The organism is Deltaproteobacteria bacterium (assembly GCA_016875395.1).
Taxonomy (GTDB): domain Bacteria; phylum Myxococcota_A; class UBA9160; order UBA9160; family UBA6930; genus VGRF01.
Genome location: VGRF01000002.1, coordinates 306183 through 323417, shown reverse-complemented (window position 1 = coordinate 323417; position 17235 = coordinate 306183). Strand labels below are relative to the sequence as shown.

Annotated in this window: 18 protein-coding genes, 1 tRNA gene and 1 pseudogene; 9 read left to right on the top strand and 11 right to left on the bottom strand. The window is 70.0% G+C overall.

The window, feature by feature from the left end; genetic code table 11:
- The first annotated feature begins 2 nt into the window (after positions 1–2).
- The gene (locus tag FJ091_03300) at positions 3–212 is read left to right on the top strand and encodes a ferredoxin (protein ID MBM4382375.1); all 210 of its coding nucleotides are present in this window, start codon (positions 3–5) and stop codon (positions 210–212) included.
- Here FJ091_03300 and FJ091_03295 read toward each other — a convergent pair whose 3' ends face one another.
- Genes FJ091_03295 through FJ091_03285 form a run of 3 tightly spaced genes read right to left on the bottom strand, consistent with a single transcriptional unit; the run spans position 213 to position 2695 of the window.
- A complete protein-coding gene (locus FJ091_03295) occupies positions 213–1034 on the bottom strand; it encodes a glycosyltransferase family 2 protein (protein MBM4382374.1) in 822 nt (273 codons plus the stop codon).
- Positions 1035–1080: 46 nt separating this feature from the next.
- A complete protein-coding gene (locus tag FJ091_03290) occupies positions 1081–1998 on the bottom strand; it encodes a hypothetical protein (protein ID MBM4382373.1) in 918 nt (305 codons plus the stop codon).
- A gap of 16 nt (positions 1999–2014) precedes the next feature.
- The gene (locus tag FJ091_03285; GenBank protein ID MBM4382372.1) at positions 2015–2695 is read right to left on the bottom strand and encodes a VOC family protein; all 681 of its coding nucleotides are present in this window, start codon (positions 2693–2695) and stop codon (positions 2015–2017) included.
- Between the two features lie 88 nt (positions 2696–2783).
- On the opposite strand from FJ091_03285, the gene FJ091_03280 reads away from it, so the two are divergent.
- Together FJ091_03280 and FJ091_03275 are read left to right on the top strand one after the other, a co-directional pair.
- Positions 2784–3272 carry a hypothetical protein gene (locus FJ091_03280; protein ID MBM4382371.1) on the top strand — a complete coding sequence of 163 codons (489 nt, stop codon included), beginning with the start codon at positions 2784–2786 and terminating at the stop codon, positions 3270–3272.
- A gap of 18 nt (positions 3273–3290) precedes the next feature.
- Positions 3291–3587, top strand: a complete 297-nt coding sequence (locus FJ091_03275) for a hypothetical protein (protein ID MBM4382370.1) — start codon at positions 3291–3293, stop codon at positions 3585–3587.
- 4 nt (positions 3588–3591) lie between these two features.
- Here the strand turns inward: FJ091_03275 and ggt are convergent, their stop codons facing one another.
- Together ggt and FJ091_03265 are read right to left on the bottom strand one after the other, a co-directional pair.
- A complete protein-coding gene (gene ggt, locus FJ091_03270) occupies positions 3592–5283 on the bottom strand; it encodes a gamma-glutamyltransferase (GenBank protein MBM4382369.1) in 1692 nt (563 codons plus the stop codon).
- Between the two features lie 80 nt (positions 5284–5363).
- Positions 5364–5972: a hypothetical protein gene (locus FJ091_03265; GenBank protein ID MBM4382368.1), complete on the bottom strand. Its 609-nt coding sequence runs from the start codon at positions 5970–5972 to the stop codon at positions 5364–5366.
- Positions 5973–6137: 165 nt separating this feature from the next.
- Between FJ091_03265 and FJ091_03260 the strand changes: the two genes are divergently transcribed.
- A tRNA-Phe gene (locus FJ091_03260) sits at positions 6138–6213 on the top strand.
- A 160-nt stretch (positions 6214–6373) separates the two neighbouring features.
- Here FJ091_03260 and FJ091_03255 read toward each other — a convergent pair.
- The 6 genes and pseudogenes from FJ091_03255 to FJ091_03230 all read right to left on the bottom strand — a co-directional run bounded on the left by FJ091_03255 (position 6374) and on the right by FJ091_03230 (position 12289).
- Positions 6374–6817: pseudogene (locus FJ091_03255) on the bottom strand (site-specific integrase).
- Between the two features lie 907 nt (positions 6818–7724).
- Positions 7725–8927 (bottom strand): hypothetical protein, encoded by a 1203-nt coding sequence (locus FJ091_03250; GenBank protein MBM4382367.1) that lies wholly within the window; start codon positions 8925–8927, stop codon positions 7725–7727.
- Between the two features lie 424 nt (positions 8928–9351).
- Positions 9352–10581 (bottom strand): ABC transporter permease, encoded by a 1230-nt coding sequence (locus FJ091_03245; GenBank protein MBM4382366.1) that lies wholly within the window; start codon positions 10579–10581, stop codon positions 9352–9354.
- 8 nt (positions 10582–10589) lie between these two features.
- Complete coding sequence (locus FJ091_03240; protein MBM4382365.1) at positions 10590–11264, bottom strand: ATP-binding cassette domain-containing protein; 675 nt, start codon at positions 11262–11264, stop codon at positions 10590–10592.
- Positions 11257–11814: a DUF3299 domain-containing protein gene (locus tag FJ091_03235; GenBank protein ID MBM4382364.1), complete on the bottom strand. Its 558-nt coding sequence runs from the start codon at positions 11812–11814 to the stop codon at positions 11257–11259. The genes FJ091_03240 and FJ091_03235 overlap by 8 nt, the downstream gene beginning before the upstream one ends.
- A 16-nt stretch (positions 11815–11830) precedes the next feature.
- Positions 11831–12289: a hypothetical protein gene (locus FJ091_03230; GenBank protein ID MBM4382363.1), complete on the bottom strand. Its 459-nt coding sequence runs from the start codon at positions 12287–12289 to the stop codon at positions 11831–11833.
- Between the two features lie 127 nt (positions 12290–12416).
- Between FJ091_03230 and FJ091_03225 the strand changes: the two genes are divergently transcribed.
- Genes FJ091_03225 through FJ091_03205 form a run of 5 tightly spaced genes read left to right on the top strand, consistent with a single transcriptional unit; the run spans position 12417 to position 17209 of the window.
- Positions 12417–13298 (top strand): energy-coupling factor ABC transporter permease, encoded by an 882-nt coding sequence (locus FJ091_03225; protein ID MBM4382362.1) that lies wholly within the window; start codon positions 12417–12419, stop codon positions 13296–13298.
- Entirely contained in the window at positions 13282–14568 is a 1287-nt protein-coding gene (locus FJ091_03220) for an ABC transporter ATP-binding protein (GenBank protein MBM4382361.1), read from the top strand. Before FJ091_03225 ends, FJ091_03220 begins: the two co-directional genes overlap by 17 nt.
- Positions 14558–14836 (top strand): nitrate reductase, encoded by a 279-nt coding sequence (locus tag FJ091_03215; protein MBM4382360.1) that lies wholly within the window; start codon positions 14558–14560, stop codon positions 14834–14836. Before FJ091_03220 ends, FJ091_03215 begins: the two co-directional genes overlap by 11 nt.
- Positions 14829–16169 (top strand): GTP-binding protein, encoded by a 1341-nt coding sequence (locus tag FJ091_03210; GenBank protein ID MBM4382359.1) that lies wholly within the window; start codon positions 14829–14831, stop codon positions 16167–16169. The genes FJ091_03215 and FJ091_03210 overlap by 8 nt, the downstream gene beginning before the upstream one ends.
- Complete coding sequence (locus tag FJ091_03205; GenBank protein MBM4382358.1) at positions 16166–17209, top strand: hypothetical protein; 1044 nt, start codon at positions 16166–16168, stop codon at positions 17207–17209. Before FJ091_03210 ends, FJ091_03205 begins: the two co-directional genes overlap by 4 nt.
- Positions 17210–17235: the final 26 nt, after the last annotated feature.

Genomic DNA, 17235 nt, shown 5'->3' with positions numbered 1-17235 from the left:
AGCTGCACGTCGTGATCGATCGCGATCTCTGCCAAGGCCACGGCGTGTGCATGGGCGAAGCGCCGGAGGCGTTCCTCGTGGTCGAGCGCGCCGGTGATCATGGGCAGGCGCAGCTGCTGCTCGACCCGATCCCGGAGACGATGCGCGCGCAAGTCGAGGCTGCGGTGAAGTACTGCCCGAACCGCGCGCTGAAGCTGGTCGAGGAGCCGTAGTCAGGCGTCGCCGCGGGCTTCGAACTCCGGCAGCTGCGGCTCGCGCCCGCGCTTCGCGTCGAGCTGCCAGCTCCAGAGCACGGACCACTTCGCGTAAGTGGCGAACGCTTGGCAGAGGCAGAACGCGATGCCGACGCCGCCGTCGAGAAAGCCGAGCTGCAGCACGTACGTGCGCAGGAAGCGCCAGGCGGGGCGGAACAGCACGTCGGCGAACGAGTGCGCGCGCTTGCCCTCGCGCCACGCCTGCGCCGCGCCCCAGTAGCCGTACTTCACCATGCGCTGCAGGTAGGCGTGAAAGTCCTCGACCACGTAGTGGACGAGCGGATTCGTCAGGACCGACGCCGCGCCGCCCGCGACGACCACCTTCGGGTGCACCCGCGCGTCCTCGTGGCGCGCGGCGCCGCGCCGAATCAAGCGCACGACGCGATCGTTGCGCCAGCCCGAGAAGCGAATCTCGCGCCCGAGGAAGAAGCAGCGGCGCTTCACGAACCAAGCGCCGCGTTCGGGGCCAGCAGCGAGCAGCGCCTCGATCTCGCGCTGCAGCTCGGGCGTGCAGCGCTCGTCGGCATCGAGGATGAACATCCATTCGTGGCGCGCCTGATCCATCGCGAAGTTCTTCGCGGCGGCGGCGCCGTAATAAGTGCGCTCGAGGAAGCGCACACGCGGGAACGCACGCGCGATCTCGGCCGTGCGATCCGTGGAGAACGAGTCGAGCACCACGATCTCGTCGCACCACGCGAGGCTCTCGAGGCAAGCAGCGATGTGCCGCTCCTCGTTGAAGCAAGTGACGATGCCCGTCACGGGCGGGCGCGCGGCCGGCATGCGACGCAGCCTATCGCGCGCACCCGCGGCGCGAATCGGCGCCGCGCTAACCCGCGTTCAGCAGCAGTGCGATGCCCGCGGCGAGCAGGAGCGCGCCGGCGATCTCGCGCGGCGCGGGCGTCTCGCGGAACGCGATGCGGCCGACCGCGAACGTGAACAGCAGCTCGACGAGGCCGAGCGTGCGCACGTAGGCGGCAACGGTGAGCGTCATCGCAGTGAACCAGCCCGCGCTCGCGAGGGTGCCCGCGGCGCCAGCGAGGCTCGCGACGCGCCAGTTCGCGCGCACCGCGGCGAGCTGGCCGGGCTCGCGCAGCGCGAGCCAGCCGCCGAGAAGTGCGGTCTGCAGGGCTTGCGCGCCTAACAACGTGGTGGCGGCGCTCATCAGGAACGACGGATGCGCGAGCGAGAGCGAAGCGGCGCGAAACGCGACCGCCGCGATCGCGAAGAGCCCCCCCGAAGCGACGCCGAGCCAGAGCGCGGGATCGCGCAGCCCCGCGTCGCTCGGGCGCGCGAGCGAGATCGCCATCACGCCCGCAGTCGCCACCGCGATCGCGAGCCAGCCGAGCGGCGCGAGTGCGGCGCCGAGCACGAGCGCCTCGAACAACGCCGCCTGCACCGCCTCGGTCTTCGAGAACGCGATGCCAGCCGCGAAGTTGCGGCGCGCGGTGGCTTCGAGCAGCGCGGAGGTCGCGAGGATCTGCGCGACGCCGCCCACGGCGATGCCGGCGAAGAACTGCGCGTTCGGCCGAGCGAGCGAGATGCCCGCCGCGTGCAGCGCCGCGAGCCAGGCCGCTGCGAGGGGGATGCCGAACACGAAGCGCGTGTAGTTCGCGCCGTTCGTCGAGAGCGCGCCCTTCAGCTTGCGCTGGACCGCGGTTCGCAAGTTCTGCGCGAGCGCGGCGGCGATCGTGATCGGGATCCACAGCCACGCGGGCGCGGCGAAGGCGTCTGCCGATGCAGGCATCAGCGAATCGCGCGCGTCATTCGGGCAGCGGGCCGGTGAGCGAGGCGCGCTGCGAGATCTCGATCCAGTTGCCGTCGGGATCGCGCACGAACGAGAAGCGCGCGGTCTTGCCGAGCGTGATCGCAGGCGCACCGAGCACGCCGCCGCGCGCCACGATGCCGTTCGTCTCCGCGTCGCAGTCGAAGATCTGGATCGTCGTGTAGCGGTAGCCGAGGCCGTCGCGCACGACGTCGCCGCGCGCGCTCGCGTCTTCGCGCGCGAGGAACAGCGAGGTGCCGCAGCGGTACGCGCCCGGCGCCTCCTCGGCGAGCCCGAGCGCGCGCGTGAAGAACGCGCGGTGCGCAGCCGCGTCGCGCACCGCGAGCACGACGCCGATTCCCCTGACTCCCGCGTGCCCCGGCGGCACGAGCACGACGCGATTGCCGTCGGGATCTGCGAGCGCGCGCGGCGCTGCCACACCCTCGCGCGCGATCCACAGCTCGCGGTAGCCGCTCGGCGGCGCGCCGGGAATCTCCGCGTCCACCACGTTCAGCTTGAACACGGATCCGTTCAGCGCGTGGCGCATCTGCACGAAGCCGCGCCGCACCGGCAGCCGCTCCTCGAACGGCAACCCGACTTCGTTCTGCCAGAACGCGAGCTGCTCCTCACCGCGGTTGGTGAGGATGCCGACGTCGATGCAGGGCTTTGCGAGGCGCATCGGAGCGCACGCTAACGCGAGCCCGCGCGGCCTGAACGATGGAGCGCGCGAGCAACGCGCTGCGCTACCGAGCCAGATCGAGGTGCGCGTGGAACCCGTCCGCTACGTCGATCGCCTGAACGCGCGCTACCGCGCACAAGGCTTCCCGCCTTATCAATGGACGATTCACCGCGAAGCGCCGCTGACGCCCCTCGCGAAGCCGTTGCGCGAGTGCCGCGTTTCGCTGCTCACCTCCGGAGGCGTGTCACACTGCGCGATGCCGGCGTGGAATCCCGACGCGCGCAACGAGTTCCGGCTCGACGCGATCGCGAGCGGCGCTTCCGCGCCGGACTTCCAGGTGCACGACTCCTACTACGACGTGCGCTCGGCGCGCGAGGACGTGAACTGCGTGTTCCCGCTCGAGCGCCTGCGCGAGCTCGCGCGCGAAGTCGTGATCGCCGAAGTCGCGCCGCACCACTACAGCGGCTTCATGGGGCGCATCTACAAGCGCTCGCACGTCACGGAGGTCGCAGCGCCCGCGCTCGCGGAGACGCTCTCGAAGGAGCACGTCGATCTCTTCGTGCTCGTGCCCGCTTGACCGCTCGACCACCAGACCGTGGGTCTGGTCGCTCGCGTCCTCGAAGCTCGCGGCATTCCGACCGTGCTCGTCTCGACGGGGCGCGATCTCACCGCGCAGGTGCTGCCGCCGCGCAGCGTGTTCGTGAACTTCCCGATGGGCAACCCGTTCGGGCGGGCCCGCGATGTCGCGATGCAGCGCCGCGTGCTGTCAGACGCGCTGCACCTCGCCGAGACCGCGACACACGGCGGCACGCTCGTCGACCTGCCCTACGCGTGGGGCGAAGACTTCGGCGCGAGCGTCGACCGCACGCTCGGCGCGATGAGCCCCGCCTAGCGCTCTAGTCGAGCCCCATCGCGCTGCTGTCGCGCCTCGGATCGGCGCCGCCGCTCATCACGCCCGTCTTCGGATCGACCACGATCGCTTCGACACCGCTGATGATCTCGTCCGAGACTTTCACCTCGTGCCCGCGCGCCTTCAGCGCAGCGACGACGTCGGCGGGCGTCTCGCCCTCGACGTCGAGCACGTCGGGCCGCCACTGGTGATGGAAGCGCGGCGCCGAGACGGCCTCCTGCGCGTCCATCCCGAAGTCGACGACGTTGAGCAGTGCGATCAAGGTGGAGGTGATGATGCGGGGCCCGCCGTTGCTGCCGGCCACGAAGCGCACGCGCCCGTTCTCGATGCCGATCAGCGGCGCCATGCTCGAGAGCGGGCGCTTGTCCGGCTCGACGCGATTCGCGGCATCGGCGAGCCCTAACAAGCCCCACTGGTTCACCTCGCCCGGCTGCGTGACGAAGTCGTCCATTTCGTTGTTGAGGATCACGCCGGTTCCGGGCACGACGACCCACGCGCCGTAGGGGCCGTTCACGGTCTGCGTGATCGCGACGGCGTTGCCCGCTCCGTCCACCACCGAGAGATGCGCAGTGCCGGCGTCGTCGACCGCGAGCTGCGAGCCGTCGACGCGACTCGCGCGGTCCGCGCGAATGCGCGCGCGCAGCTTCGCCGCGTACTCGTCACTGAGCAGCTGCTTCACCGGCATGTCGGCCACGAACGCCGGGTCACCGAGGTGAAGCGCGCGATCGGCGAAGGCCAGCTTCAGCGCCTCGCTCACGAGGTGAATCGACTCGGAGGAGCCGGCGCCCTTCGCGCGCAGGTCGAAGCCTTCGAGAATGTTCAGCGTCTGGATCAGCGTCACTCCGCCCGACGACGGAGGCGGGAACGCGAGCAGCTCGACGCCGCGGTACTCGCCGCGCAGCGGCTCGCGCACGAGCGGCGTGTAGCCCGCGAGGTCGCGCGCCGTGAGCACGCCGCCGCTCGCCTGCGCCGCGGCCGCGATCTTCTCCGCGAGCGCGCCCTCGTAGAAGGCGCGCGGGCCGCGCTTCGCGAGCAGGCGCAGCGTCCCCGCGAGCTCGGGCTGGCGCAGCTTGCCCCCCGCGATCGGCTCCGGCGGCAGCTGGATGCGCGCGACCTCGGGAAAGCGCGCGGGCAGCGGGGTCGCGCGCATGAAGCCCATGAAGCGGCGCGTGTAGGGCCCGAGCGGCGTGCCCTCGTCCGCGAGCGCGATGGCCGGCGCGAGCGCGTGCTTCCACGAGATCGTGCCGTGCTCCTCGAGCGCGAGCGCGAAGCCCGCGATCAGGCCCGGCGTGCCGACGGCGAGCCCACCGAAGCGCGATGCGTCTGCCGCGAGGTCGGGGCGCGTGTACATCTCGGCGTGCGCAGCGGCGGGCGCCGTCTCGCGCGCGTCGATCGCGAACGCGCGGCCATCCGCGAGGCGCACGAGGATGAACGCGCCGCCACCGATGCCGGTGGAGTTCGGCTGCGCCACGGCGATCGCGAGGGCAGCGGTGATCGCCGCGTCGATCGCGTTGCCGCCGCGCTCGAGCACGCGCACGCCCGCCGCGGTCGCGGAGGGATGCGGCGTGACGACCATCCCGCGCGTTCCCGTCGCGGGATCGGGAGATGCGGCGAACGACAGCCGCGCAGCGAGAAATACGATGAAGAACGCCGCGTGCGCGGCTCTCGAAAAGCACATGGCCCGGACGCTATCGCACGTCCGGGCCACGGGTTGTTAGGGATTCGCGGCGGAGTCCGCCGGGCTGCGGGCTTTGCGTGCTAGCGGCGGCGACCCAAGAGCGCGAGGCCGAGGCAAGCCACACCGCCCATCAGCGCGGCGACGGGCTCAGGTACCGGCCTCGGCAGGTTCACCAGGCTCGCCTCTCCGGTCGTTGGCGTGTTGGCGACCATGAAGACGCCGATCTTCAGCGAACCACTCTCGAGCGCGCTCACCACGTCGGCGAAGGTGCGACCCGACGCCAGCTTGAGCACGATGGTGAGGCTCTCGCCCGGGTTGAGGCCGTTGATGTCCTGCGGCGACCGCGCCGTGAAGCGGAAGTCGCTCATGAAGCTCGGAACGCCCGGAAGATCCTTGGGCTTCCCGCCCTTCTTGAACCGGGTGCCCGCTCCACCCAACAGCACGAGCTTGGCGAAATTCTCGGGACGATCGAAGTAGATGCTTCGGACCGCGGACACCTCGGCCCCGGTGTTCGTGAACACGAGGTTCACCATGCCGCTGCCGGCGTCGGTCACCTCGACCCTGATCTGTGCCTCACCGACTCCGCAGGCCGCCGACGGTCCTGCCAAGCAGTCGAAGCCGAACGTGACGGCTTGTGCCGAGCTCGCGGCACAAATCGAAAAGAGCAGACCCAGCAACAGCCGCTTCATGCAAATCCCCTCTGCCTTCCCTCTGCTTTAAGTGGGAGGCAAGGGCGCGAAGTGGCAAAGGAAGTGCGGAATTCGTACGAATGCGAGCAGGTCGCGCGGACGAGCGAAAAAACTCGGGCGGTCCGATGGCCCCACCAGATGCGTGAGGTACGTTGCCGCGCCTTCGGCCCGGTAGCTCAGTTGGTAGAGCACCGCACTGAAAATGCGGGTGTCGCCAGTTCGACTCTGGCCTGGGCCACCACCAAACCTGCGAGATTGCTGAGCTTTTCGATCTCGTCGCGCCACGAGAACTCGGGGGTGGGGCCACTCTGGGACCACTCCGACGCCCGCGCGATCAGATCCGCGGGCACCTCCCCAGCCTCGAGCGGCATGGGATCCCGGTAAACGTCGCCGCCGCACCAGCGTGCGTAGTGCCGCGCCGTGACGGCTACGTCCGCGTGGCCGAGCTGTTGGGAGACGTACCCGAGCTGGACGCCCAGGCTGAGCACCCACGAGGCGAATGTGTCGCGGAGGTCCTTCGGTGCCCGGTGCCCGATCCCAGCGCGTTCGGTGATTCGCCTCCAAGCTCGCGTCGAGAAGTTGTGGGGCTCGAAGCCGGGCAGCACCGCAGCTTCGGGGGCGGGGCGAAACTGAATCCGATACAAGAGCTCTAGTGCTGCGCGTAGGCGCCGAGAGAGTGCGACCACTCGGCGGCGTCCACTCTTCGGAGGGGCGACCTCTCCACCGCGAGGGCGAGACCTGTCGATCACGATGGCGCGATTGGGGTCGCTCTCATCGGACCCCCAGCGAACCTGCCCCCAAGTCATGCCCGCTACTTCGCCTACGCGAAGGCCAGCGTCCAACATGCAGAGGATCGCGACGACGGCTCGCAAGCCCCCGGTCCGCTCCTCGAGCGACCGCGCGTGCCGAGTCTCCCTGTGGCGTTGAACGCTTCGCGTCTGCGCAAGGTCGATCTCGGCTTCAGCGAACGCGGCCCGCGTGAAGCTCAGGAGGTCGCCGAGGCTCTCGATCGGGCGGATCGTGCTTCCCGAATCCGACCGTGCGCGCGCGCCCTTCGTGCGCCCACGGCGCCGCAGCTGCTCCCGGAACGCGGGCAGCGGGTTCGCCTCTAGAAGCCCGAGATCCGTCGCGTAGCCGACCACGCCAGCGAGAGCGGAGAGGTAGGACCGGCCGGTCGAGATCGAACGGCTCCTGCCGAGGACCTCCTGGTTCCACCACTCGCGAACGATCGGCGCGGTGATCTCGTCGAGCTTGCGCCCACCGAAAAAGCGAATCAGCGGCCCGTCTGGCCTCAGGTACCCCTCGCGATCGGCCCGCGTCGTCCCGGCGAGGTGCGATGTGTCCTCAGCGAGATAGCGGGTGGCGAACGCCGCGAATGTCGGCGTGTCCAGTATCGCGAGCGGGAGGCGCCCGATGCCCTTCCGCTGCTCGTAGAGATCGCGGAATGCGGCGGCCTCACTCCAGTCGCTCGTCGCTGTGCTGACCTTCAGCCGACGCCCGCCGATTTTGCGCCTGTAGTAGATGACTCCGCCGCGGGCGAAGAGGTTTCGATATCGAGGGCCGGAGGGCTTCTTCTTCATGGCGACTACCTAGTTTCCTGTACCGGTGGGCGTGGCCGCCAAACGGGGTTGGGGCATCAGCAAACGCGCGTCGCGGAGCCTTTGGGAGCCGGCCAGATGGGACACATCTTCCTCGTCTTATCTCATCACCGGATCGCGCGCGTAGGATCTGATCGATAGCTGGAATCTCGTCCTAACCGTCCCATCCGTCCCTCGCATGTTCTCCCTCCTCGAGGCTGCGCACGTTGAGACCGCGCCAGCCTCTGTCAGAGCCCACCTTGCACTTCAGCATGCCGCGCCGCGAAAACCGTGAAGCAACCGCCTTCGGACTCGGCAGCGGGTGCCCCTGCTGCTCGCACCAACCCGAGAACTCCCGCCGCAGTCGCTTGTTCGAGACCGTTAGGGCGGGGCCGAAATCGCACCGCTCCTGGAGGAAGGCGCCGATCACGTCTTCTTCCTCCCGGTACTCGCCTGTGGCAGCAGTAACTGCGTTCGGTGGCCGAAGACCGTCACGCTGCCAGTCAAGACAGCCACGAACGGCCCAAACCAGAACGCCCGGCAGTTCAGCCTGCAGCTTCTCGCGGAGGTCGCGATCCCGCTCGGCTTCGGGGATCTGAACGGCCCACGGCACGAGGCGAATCCGCCGCCAAATCCCGTCATCGTCGCCGGACACTGTTGGAAGGTGGTTGGTCGCCATCCAGAACTTCGATCTCGGCTCGAACTCGAACCACTCCTGGCGCATGAAGCGCGCGGGCAGCTTGTCGCCGGTCGCGAGCGCCTTGATCCGCTCCTCATCAAGGCGCTGGTCCTCGCCGGTCTCGACGATCGTCGCGAAACGGCGGCCCGGCAGCTGAGCGAGGTCGTTGGGGATCGACGAGAAGCGAGCGCGGACCACCGTCTCCTGCGGGAGCGCGATGCCATAGTCCCCGAGCAGTAAGCGAAACGTCTCGATGAAAGTGGTCTTCCCGTTGGCACCGCCCCCATGGTTTAGGAACACACACTCCTCGCGCGTGCTCCCGGTGATCGAATACCCGATTGCGCGCTGCAGGTAGTCCCGCATCGCGGCGTCAGGCTGCACTCGATTCAGGAATGCATCCCAACCGGGTGCGTCCTTGCTCGGGTCGAAGTAGGTCGGCACGAGCTTCGTGATGAGGTCTTCGCGCCGGTGCTCGCGCAAATTCCCGGTGCGCAGATCGATCGTCCCGTTCTCAACATTCAGAAGCCACGGATCGGTGTCGAGCATCATGTGATGCACGGTCAACTTCGGGTCCCCGGCCGCGATCCATAGGGCGGCCTGCATGCGGTTGGCGTGACGCAGGCGCTTCGCGGCGCTTGCGAATGCGTCCCGCTGCCGATCGGATTCCGCACCCGCGGCGTCCATGTACAGCGTGAGCACGCTCTGGCGCACGAGTTCGCGAACCCGGTTTCCATCGTCGATGGCCCAACGACGACCGTCCCAAATCAACCAACGGCCCCACGCCTCGCCGGAAATAGACTCCCGGCACGCCGCGGAACTCGTCGGTGCCGTAGAGGAAGCCCTCTTGGCGAAGCTCGCTGAAGTCCTGCGTCGAGACGGCCGCGGGCACGAACAGAGACGGCTGCTCCGTGCGCGTCGCGATGATGACGAGCTCCTCCACGCGATCCGACGCGGGCGGAGTCGGTGCGGCCTGGGCGTGAGCGAGCGTGCCGACCGCGAGCGAGGTAGCGACGAACAGCAGTTGGGACAGGAATGACGTCGGCAAGGAACCTCCGAGTTCGTTTGTCGGAGGTGCCGATGGAGAGCCGTGAGTTCCAGGGCGCGCGCCCTACCGGACGATCGTTCACTCCGTGCTGGCGAGCTGAGTCGCGACGTCGGTCCGATAGAGCAAAACGGCTGGAATCGCGCCGGCGACCGAAGCCAGCGCTGTCGCGCCGAGCGGCGCGTACGCGAACACGGGATGCCACACCCATGGATCTAGAGCGACGCCGGTCTGCCTGCGCACGATCTCGCGAGCGATGCCGGCGAGCCCTGCGAACACGAGCAGTCCGAGGATCGAGCCCGCGGCGCCGAGGGTCGCGGACTCGAGCACCACTCCGAGCGAGAGCCCCGCGCGGCGCGCGCCGAGCGCACGGAGGATCGCCATCTCGCGCCGTCGCTCGTTCATCGCGCTACTGACGGCGGCGAGGATCGTGCCTGCCGCGACGACCACGACCAGGTAGGCCACGAAGCCGAGGACGCGCGTCGCCCAGCCGAGCTTGCGGAACAGATCCGCCATCACGGTCGCGATCGGCCATGCCAGCGTCGCGACCTTGCCCTGCTTGTTCACGAGCTGATCGAGCGCGAAGCCAGCCTGCGGCGAGCGCAGCTCGAGCATCACCGCGCTCACCTCCCAGTTCGCCCGATCGCCGGCAGCCTCGACGCCGCGGCGCTCCTCGCCCGCCCCCCGCAGCACGTGCCCGGACATCGCATAGAGCGCCTCGAGCGGGACCCAGATCGCGCGATCGGCGGGGCCGCCGGTCGCCTCCAGCACGCCGACGACGGTGAACTCCTCATCGTGTTGCGCCGCGGCGTCGTTCACGAGCCCGTGATAGGGCTTGAAGCGGGCGCCCCGTTCGAGCTCGGCCTCCTCCGCGACGGCCGCACCGACGACGGCCTCGCGCGCGCCGGCCGCGAACAGCCGCCCTCCGGCTCGAAGGCGCGGAGCGCTCGCGTGATCGAACGCGCCCGCAAAGGTGCCGACGATGCGGTGCCCGCGATAGCTGTCACCGACGACGTAAGGCACGGCCCGCTTCACGAGCGTGTTCGTCGCGATCGCCTCGAACATGGACCACGGCAGATTGCCGGGCGACGTCTCCAGATGGAAAACGGAGTTGAGCACCAGCTGGAGCGGACTTCCGCGCGCGCCGAGCACCGCGTCGAAGCCCATGCGGCTCTCGGTGAACGCGCGCTCAGCCTGCGTGCGCAGGGAGAACACCGCCACCGCGAGTCCGCACGCGAGCGCGATCGAGACGACCGCAACGCCGCTCGAAAGTGCGTGGCGTGCGAGGCTTCGGCGCACGCGCAGGCCGATGCCGGCCCTCACGCGGCGCTCGCGAGATCCGCGAGCGCGTGGCGCCGCGGGAACGCGCTCAGCACCACCGCATCGTGGCTCACCAAGAGCAGCGCCGCGCCAACCTCTGCACACGCCTCCCGGATCAGCGTCAGCGCGGCAGCGGCGTTTGCGCCATCGAGGCTCCCGGTGGGCTCGTCGGCGATCACGAGCGCAGGGCGGTTCGCGAGCGCGCGGGCGACGGCGACGCGCTGTCGCTGCCCGACCGAGAGCCGCGCCGGCCTGGCGCGCAGGTGGCGTTCGAGCCCCACGCGACGCAGCAGCTCGCGCGCGTAGGCCTCGTCTTCGCCGCGTCCGAAGTTCTGCGCGAGCAGGACGTTCTCGAGGACGTCGTACCCTCCTAACAAGTGGAAGGTCTGGAACACGATGCCGATCGCACGGGCGCGCAGGCGATCCCGCGCGGCCTCGGAGAGCGCCGTGAGCTCTTCGCCGGCGACCCGCACGACGCCCGCATCGGGCGCGAGAATGCCGCTCACGAGGTGCAGCAGTGTGGTCTTTCCGGATCCGCTCTCGCCGAAGAGGGCCGCTTGCTCGCCGCGGGCCAGCACGAAGCGCTCGACGGAGACGATCCGGAGCTCGCGCCCCTCGGCGTCCGGGTACGACTTGCGGAGCCCGAGAAGCTCGAGCGCGGGCGCCTCACTCATCGCGGACGTCGTCCGCCGTCATCCGATAGAGGCTCAGCAACATCTCTCCGCTCCGCTCCTCACCGACGGCGAGCGTTCCGAGCACCGTCATCAGCCGGTAGGGCTCGAGCCTCAGCTTCTTCGTCTCTGGGACGCTGACGACGACGAGTTGGTTGATGGTGAGCCCGTCGCCGAAGCAGCAGCCGATCTCGTTCTTCGCGGCGAGCACGAACTCTCGGACGCCGCCCGCCTCCACCCACGTCGGAATAACGAAGCCGCGCAGCGCCACCGACTTGCCGTCGAGCGCCTTTACATCCGCCGGGAGGACGACGGGCGCTCGAGGCTCTTCCCAGAGAGTGGCCGGAACCGAGGAGCGGGTCAGCTGCGCCCACGACACGACGCTGTACTTCGCCCGCTCCGCGCGGTTGAGGTCGGCCTCCGCCGTCTCCGGTGAGCCGGCGATCCACAGGGCCCCGCCGAACACGAACGCGAGGTAGGCACCAAAGCCGAACGCGGCTCGCCACGTCCTCTTCTTCGGAGGTTCTTGCGTCACTGCCGAATCGCCCTGCATGCGGCCTCCTTCGCGATCAGTCGAGGCGAACGGGGATGCGCTCGAACGCACGCCCCTTCAGCTCGATGCGTTCGATCTCCCCGTCGACTGCACCCGGGCGCTTCAACTGCGGATGGGTCGCCGTGAACTGCGATGTCGAGCCCACGCGCTCGCCGGAGAGCGGATTCTCGACCGCGCGGAGGACCAGCCTTAGCGGCGCGCCGGATGGAGTGCGCCACGCGATCACCACCTCGGCCTGAGCGATCGGCACGCCGCGCTGAGCCTCGCCGTCCAGGATCCACGCGGTGACGCGGCCCCCTGCGACGTCTCGCAGCAGCTCGACGTGTGCGAACTCCTCGCCGAGCTCGATCAGCTCGCCGGCGTGGGGCGCCGCGTGTTCGTGGCGGTGCGCGCCAGCGTGGGGCTCCGCGTTGAGGTGAGCGGAGGCCAGAGCTCCCCAGAGAAGGGCCGTCGCGAGACGTAAGACGCGACTCACGAGGACGAAGTGCCGGTCCCTATCTTCTAGTTCCCTCAGTCTCCGCGGTGTGAGCAGGGCGCACGTGGAGGGAACTTCGCGGCGCAGGTCGGCACTTAGCGTCGGATGCGCTTCTGGAGCCCCCGCGTTGCATCTCGCTGAAGGCACCCTCCCCCTCGCGCACGCCGCGCTTTGGACGGCCGTGGCGGCGGTCCCGCTCACCTGGAGCCTGGCGGGCGAGCGGCACGCTGCTCCCCCGGATGAACGCGCTCTCACTGCGACCGCGACCGCAGTGATCTTCGCGGCGTCTCTGTTCCCGATTCCGGTGCCGGTCGCAGGGGCGAGCTCGCACATCTGCTTGACGCCGCTGTTCGCCCTGATGGTCGGCGTGCGGCGCGTCGTCTGGCCGACTGCGTGCGTGCTCGCGGCCCATGCACTGTTCTTCGCGCACGGCGGGCTGACCACACTCGGCGCCAACTTGCTCACGCTCGGCGTGATCGGGCCGGTCTCGGCGCTCGCATTGTTCGCGCTGCTGCGCGCCTGTCGGGTGCCCGCGTTCCCCGCGGTCGCGGCCAGCTGTGCGATCGCAGACCTGTGCGTCTACGTCGGGGATGCAGCCCTGCTCGCGTTCGGCCTCGCGCGCTCCGTCGCACCGGCCCAGACCTTCACCGCCGTGCTGCTCGGCTTTGCCCCGACCCAGATCCCACTCGCGGTGCTCGAGGGCGCGCTGTCCGCGTATGCGCTCCGCGCGCTGGCGGCGCGGGACCGCGTCCCGGCCCGTCTCCGGCTCGGGCGATCGGCAGCGGCCGCGTTCGCCGTGGTGGCGCTGACCGGCTGCGCAGTGACCGGGATCGACGAGAGCGTGTTCGCAGCCACCGCGGAGCGGGCGGGTCAGCCGGCGCGTGCTTCGCTGCTCGACCTGAGCGGGAGCGAGCTCGGACTCGCCGCGACGATCGCGCTGCTGTTCGGCGCCGGCTTCGTCACGGGCCGCTTCGTGCAAGCGTCGCAGCAGCGTGATGATGCGCGTTGAGCGGCTCGGCGTGCGCGCCGCGGCCGCGCGCTTCACCGCGCTACTCGTCGCGCTGCTCGCGAACGCGGCGCTCGCCGATCTCGCGCCGATCGTCGCCCTCGGATGCTGCGGCGTCGTTGCATGCGCGGTAGAGGGTGGCCGCCGCGCGCTCGGTCGCGCGGTGTGGGTCGCGCCGCCAGCCGCCGCGGCGCTGCTGGGTCACTGGGCGCTCGGCGCCACCTCGGAGCTCGCGCTGGTGGCGGCGCGCATAGTGTGCGGAGGCGCGTGGGCGGCTTGGTTCGCGGCGACGACGCCGTGGCGAGATTTCCGCGCACTCGTGAGCGCGCTCGGGGCGCCGCTCCCGGTCCTCGACTCGATCGACCGCTCGGTGCTTCACGCCCGCGTGCTCGAAGCGGAATGGCGCGCGCGTCAATGCGCCGTCCGCGCGCGACTCGGCCGCGCGAGCGCGCCGCTCGGCGCACTCGGCTCCTTGATCGGAAACGGGCTCGCGGGTGCGATCGAACGCGGCGAGCGCGCCGCCGAGTGTGCGCAGCTCCGCGGGAAGGGCGGCGCCGCGACGCCGTGCTTGGGCGGAGACACGCTCGCGCTCGTCGGGGTGAGTCTCGCGGGACGCGCGGCGCGGCCCCTGCTCGAAGAGATCTGCTTTCGCGCCGGCGAGTGCGAGTGGATCGCACTCGTTGGCGACAGCGGATCGGGCAAGACGACGCTGCTTCGCGCGATCGCTGGCCTCGACGCGATCGCGAGCGGTGCGCTCCACCGCTTCGGACACGTGCTCGACGCGCGCTCGCGGCTCGCAGACCGGCTCGATCCACGCGTCGGCTTTCTGTTCCAGAACCCGGATGACCAGCTGCTCGCGCCGACCGTCAGCGACGACGTCGCGTGGGGGCTGCTGCAGCGCGGCGTCTCCGCCGGAGCGGCACACGCACGCGCGCTCGCGGAGCTCGACGCGCTCGCGCTCTCCGCGCTCGCCGGCCGCTCCCCCTACTCGCTTAGCTTCGGCGAGCGGCGGCGCGTCGCACTCGCCGGACTGCTCGCGACAGATCCCGAGCTGCTGCTGCTCGACGAACCCACCGCCGGCATCGATCGGCGCGCGCAGGCGCGCGTCGTCGAGCGGCTGCGTGAGCTCTCGCGCGCGCGTCCGCTCACGATCGTCTGGACCGCACACGAGACGGCGAGCCTTCCCAACGAGATCACCCGCGTCGTTCATCTCGAGGACGGGCGCACGTGGCTCGCCGAGCGCGACGCGCCCAGAGCGATCGATGCTGCGTAACGGCGCTGACGACGCGCGCGCCCGGATCGCGCTCGTGCGCGCGATCAAGGCGTGGACGGCTGCACACGCTCAGCTCGCCGACGACGACACGGTGTTGGTGATCGAGCTCGCATGCCGCGAGCCGGGCTGCCCGCCGCTCGAGACGGTGATCGCGGTCTCGCGCTCCGGAGCGCGGCCGGACCGCCGCTCGATCCACAAACCGCTCGCGGAGGTCGTCGAGGCCGACGTGCGCGCGCTCTTCGAGAAAAAGGAGCGCCCCGATGGATAGGACGCCCGTAACGATCCTCACCGGATTTCTTGGCTCCGGGAAGACGACGCTGCTGAATCGAATCCTCACCGAACGACACGGCCAACGGATCGCCGTGATCGAGAATGAGTACGGCGAGATCGGCGTCGACCAAGGGCTCGTGATCGACGCCGACGAAGAAATCTTCGAGATGAACAACGGCTGCATCTGCTGCACGGTGCGGGGGGACCTGATCCGCATCCTCGGCAACCTCGCGAAGCGCCGCGACAAGTTCGACCACGTGCTGCTCGAGACCACCGGCCTCGCCGACCCGGGTCCCGTGGCGCAGACCTTCTTCATGGACGACGAGGTCCGTGAGCAGTTCTGGCTCGACGGAATCGTCACGCTCGTCGACGCCAAGCATGTCGCCCAACAACTCGGGCGAAGCCGCGAGTGCGAAGAGCAGGTCGCCTTCGCGGACGTCGTTCTGCTCAACAAGACGGACCTCGTGATGCCGCGCGAGCTCGACACGCTCGAAACGCGGATCCGCGCGATGAACGGCATGGCGAGAATCTTCCGCACGCGGAACGCCGAGATCGCAGTCGAGCGTGTGCTCTCGATCGGCGGCTTCGATCTCGACGGCGCGCTGGCGAAGCGACCAACCTTCCTCGAACCGGAGTACCCGTTCGAGTGGAGCGGCGTCTACGCCCTGCCGGCCGGACGCGCGACGCTCGAGCTCGCCGAGGGGCCCGACCCAACCATGTCGATCCGTGTGACGCCCGTGGTCCACTGGGACGAGGCGTCCTTGCGCGAGGCCGCAGACGAGGCGATGCGCGCCTTCTCGGAGCCGGCGCGGCGCGTCGCGCCCGGCGGGACCATTCGTGCGACGGGGGAGCACGCGTCCGCCGTGCTCGAGGGCCCTGGCGTCAAACACTTCGGGCTCGCGCTCGAGGAGCCGGCGCACGTCGCCGTCTTCACCGAGCACTTCCCCGAAGAGTTCTCGATGCGCATCGCGCTGCCGGACGGTGCGAGCGCTGTCCCGGTCGCCGAGCGGCGCTGGGCGCTGCAGCACGAGCACGACGAGGCCGTCTCGTCGATCGCGATCGAGGCCGACGGCGACGTGCGCCCGGACAAGTTCGACGCGTGGATCGGCGACCTGCTGCGCACTCACGGCGTGAATCTCTTTCGCATGAAGGGCTTCCTCGCCTTCACCGGCGACGAGCGCCGCTACGTGTTCCAGGGCGTACACATGCTCTTCGAGGCGAAGCCGGAACGCGCCTGGGGCCGCAAGCCGCGCCGCAACCAGCTCGTGTTCATCGGGCGCGATCTGCCGCGCGCCGAGATCGAGACTGGCTTCCGGGCCTGTCTCGCGTGAAGGCGGCGGGAGGCAAGGCGTATTCCACGGGCGCCCTCGCGTTGCTCTGGCAGGCGAAGGCCGGCGATTGGGCGACGGACCTCGCCTGGTCGGCGAGCAGCGCGCGGCTGTTCGTGAGCGATGCGAGCGGAGCCCTCGCGGCGTTCGACGCCCAAAGCGGCGCCGAGGCGTGGCGCGTCGAGGCGCACCCGGGCGGCGTGCTCGCGATCGCCGGCCATCCCAATGCGCGAGGACTCCTCAGCACGGGCCAGGACGGTGCCGCGCGACTCTGGGAAGAGACGAGCGGCGCGCTGCGGCGCGAGCATGCGCTCGGCGCGAGCTGGGGCGAGCACGCCGCGTGGTCGCCCGACGGTGCGCGCTACGCGATCGCCGCCGGCAAGCGTGCGCGCGTCTACCGCGAGGACGGCAGCGAGGCGTTCTCTTGCGACGACCACGCCAGCACCGTTAGCGGCCTCGCCTTTTGCCGCGAGCAGCTCGGCACGAGTTGTTACGGCGCCGTCGCATTCTGGAACGCGGAGACGGGGGCGCTCGAGCAGCGCCTGTCGTACAAGAGCTCGCTGCTCGGGCTCGTCATCTCGTCGGACGCGAAGATCGCCGCGTGCGCGACGCAGGAATCGAGCGTGCACTTCTGGCGGCGCACGAGTGGCCGAGACGCGGAGATGTCGGGCTACGAGGTGAAGCCCACGGCGCTCGCGTTCGATGCGCGATCGCGCTGGCTCGCCACCGGCGGCGGTAAGCAGATCTGCGTGTGGGACTTCTCCGGCCGCGGGCCCGAGGGAAGCCGCCCGCTGCTGCTCGACCTCCACCAGCTGCCGGTTTCCGCGCTGCGCTTCGCGAACCGCAAGGGTCTGCTCGCTTCGGGCGGCCGCGATGGCGGCGTCGGGGTGTGGTCGATCGGGCAGACGGGCAAGGCGCGCACCGCGGGCGCCGCGGTGCTCAGCGGCGCGATCGAACGCGTCGCGTTCTCGCCGGACGATCGGCTGCTCGCCGCGATCGACGGCGACGGCAACGTCGCGGTGTGGCGACAAACCGCTGCGTGAGTGCACCGGCTCGGACGAAGACGAAG

What these genes read in the sequence shown, in the direction of transcription:
- FJ091_03210 (MBM4382359.1), top strand. Translation starts at nt 14,829, where the DNA reads ATGGATAGGACGCCCGTAACGATCCTCACCGGATTTCTTGGCTCCGGG.
- FJ091_03215 (MBM4382360.1), top strand. Translation starts at nt 14,558, where the DNA reads ATGCTGCGTAACGGCGCTGACGACGCGCGCGCCCGGATCGCGCTCGTG.
- FJ091_03240 (MBM4382365.1), bottom strand. Translation starts at nt 11,264, where the DNA reads ATGAGTGAGGCGCCCGCGCTCGAGCTTCTCGGGCTCCGCAAGTCGTAC.
- ggt (MBM4382369.1), bottom strand. Translation starts at nt 5,283, where the DNA reads ATGTGCTTTTCGAGAGCCGCGCACGCGGCGTTCTTCATCGTATTTCTC.
- FJ091_03235 (MBM4382364.1), bottom strand. Translation starts at nt 11,814, where the DNA reads ATGCAGGGCGATTCGGCAGTGACGCAAGAACCTCCGAAGAAGAGGACG.
- FJ091_03285 (MBM4382372.1), bottom strand. Translation starts at nt 2,695, where the DNA reads ATGCGCCTCGCAAAGCCCTGCATCGACGTCGGCATCCTCACCAACCGC.
- FJ091_03295 (MBM4382374.1), bottom strand. Translation starts at nt 1,034, where the DNA reads ATGCCGGCCGCGCGCCCGCCCGTGACGGGCATCGTCACTTGCTTCAAC.
- FJ091_03265 (MBM4382368.1), bottom strand. Translation starts at nt 5,972, where the DNA reads ATGAAGCGGCTGTTGCTGGGTCTGCTCTTTTCGATTTGTGCCGCGAGC.
- FJ091_03290 (MBM4382373.1), bottom strand. Translation starts at nt 1,998, where the DNA reads ATGCCTGCATCGGCAGACGCCTTCGCCGCGCCCGCGTGGCTGTGGATC.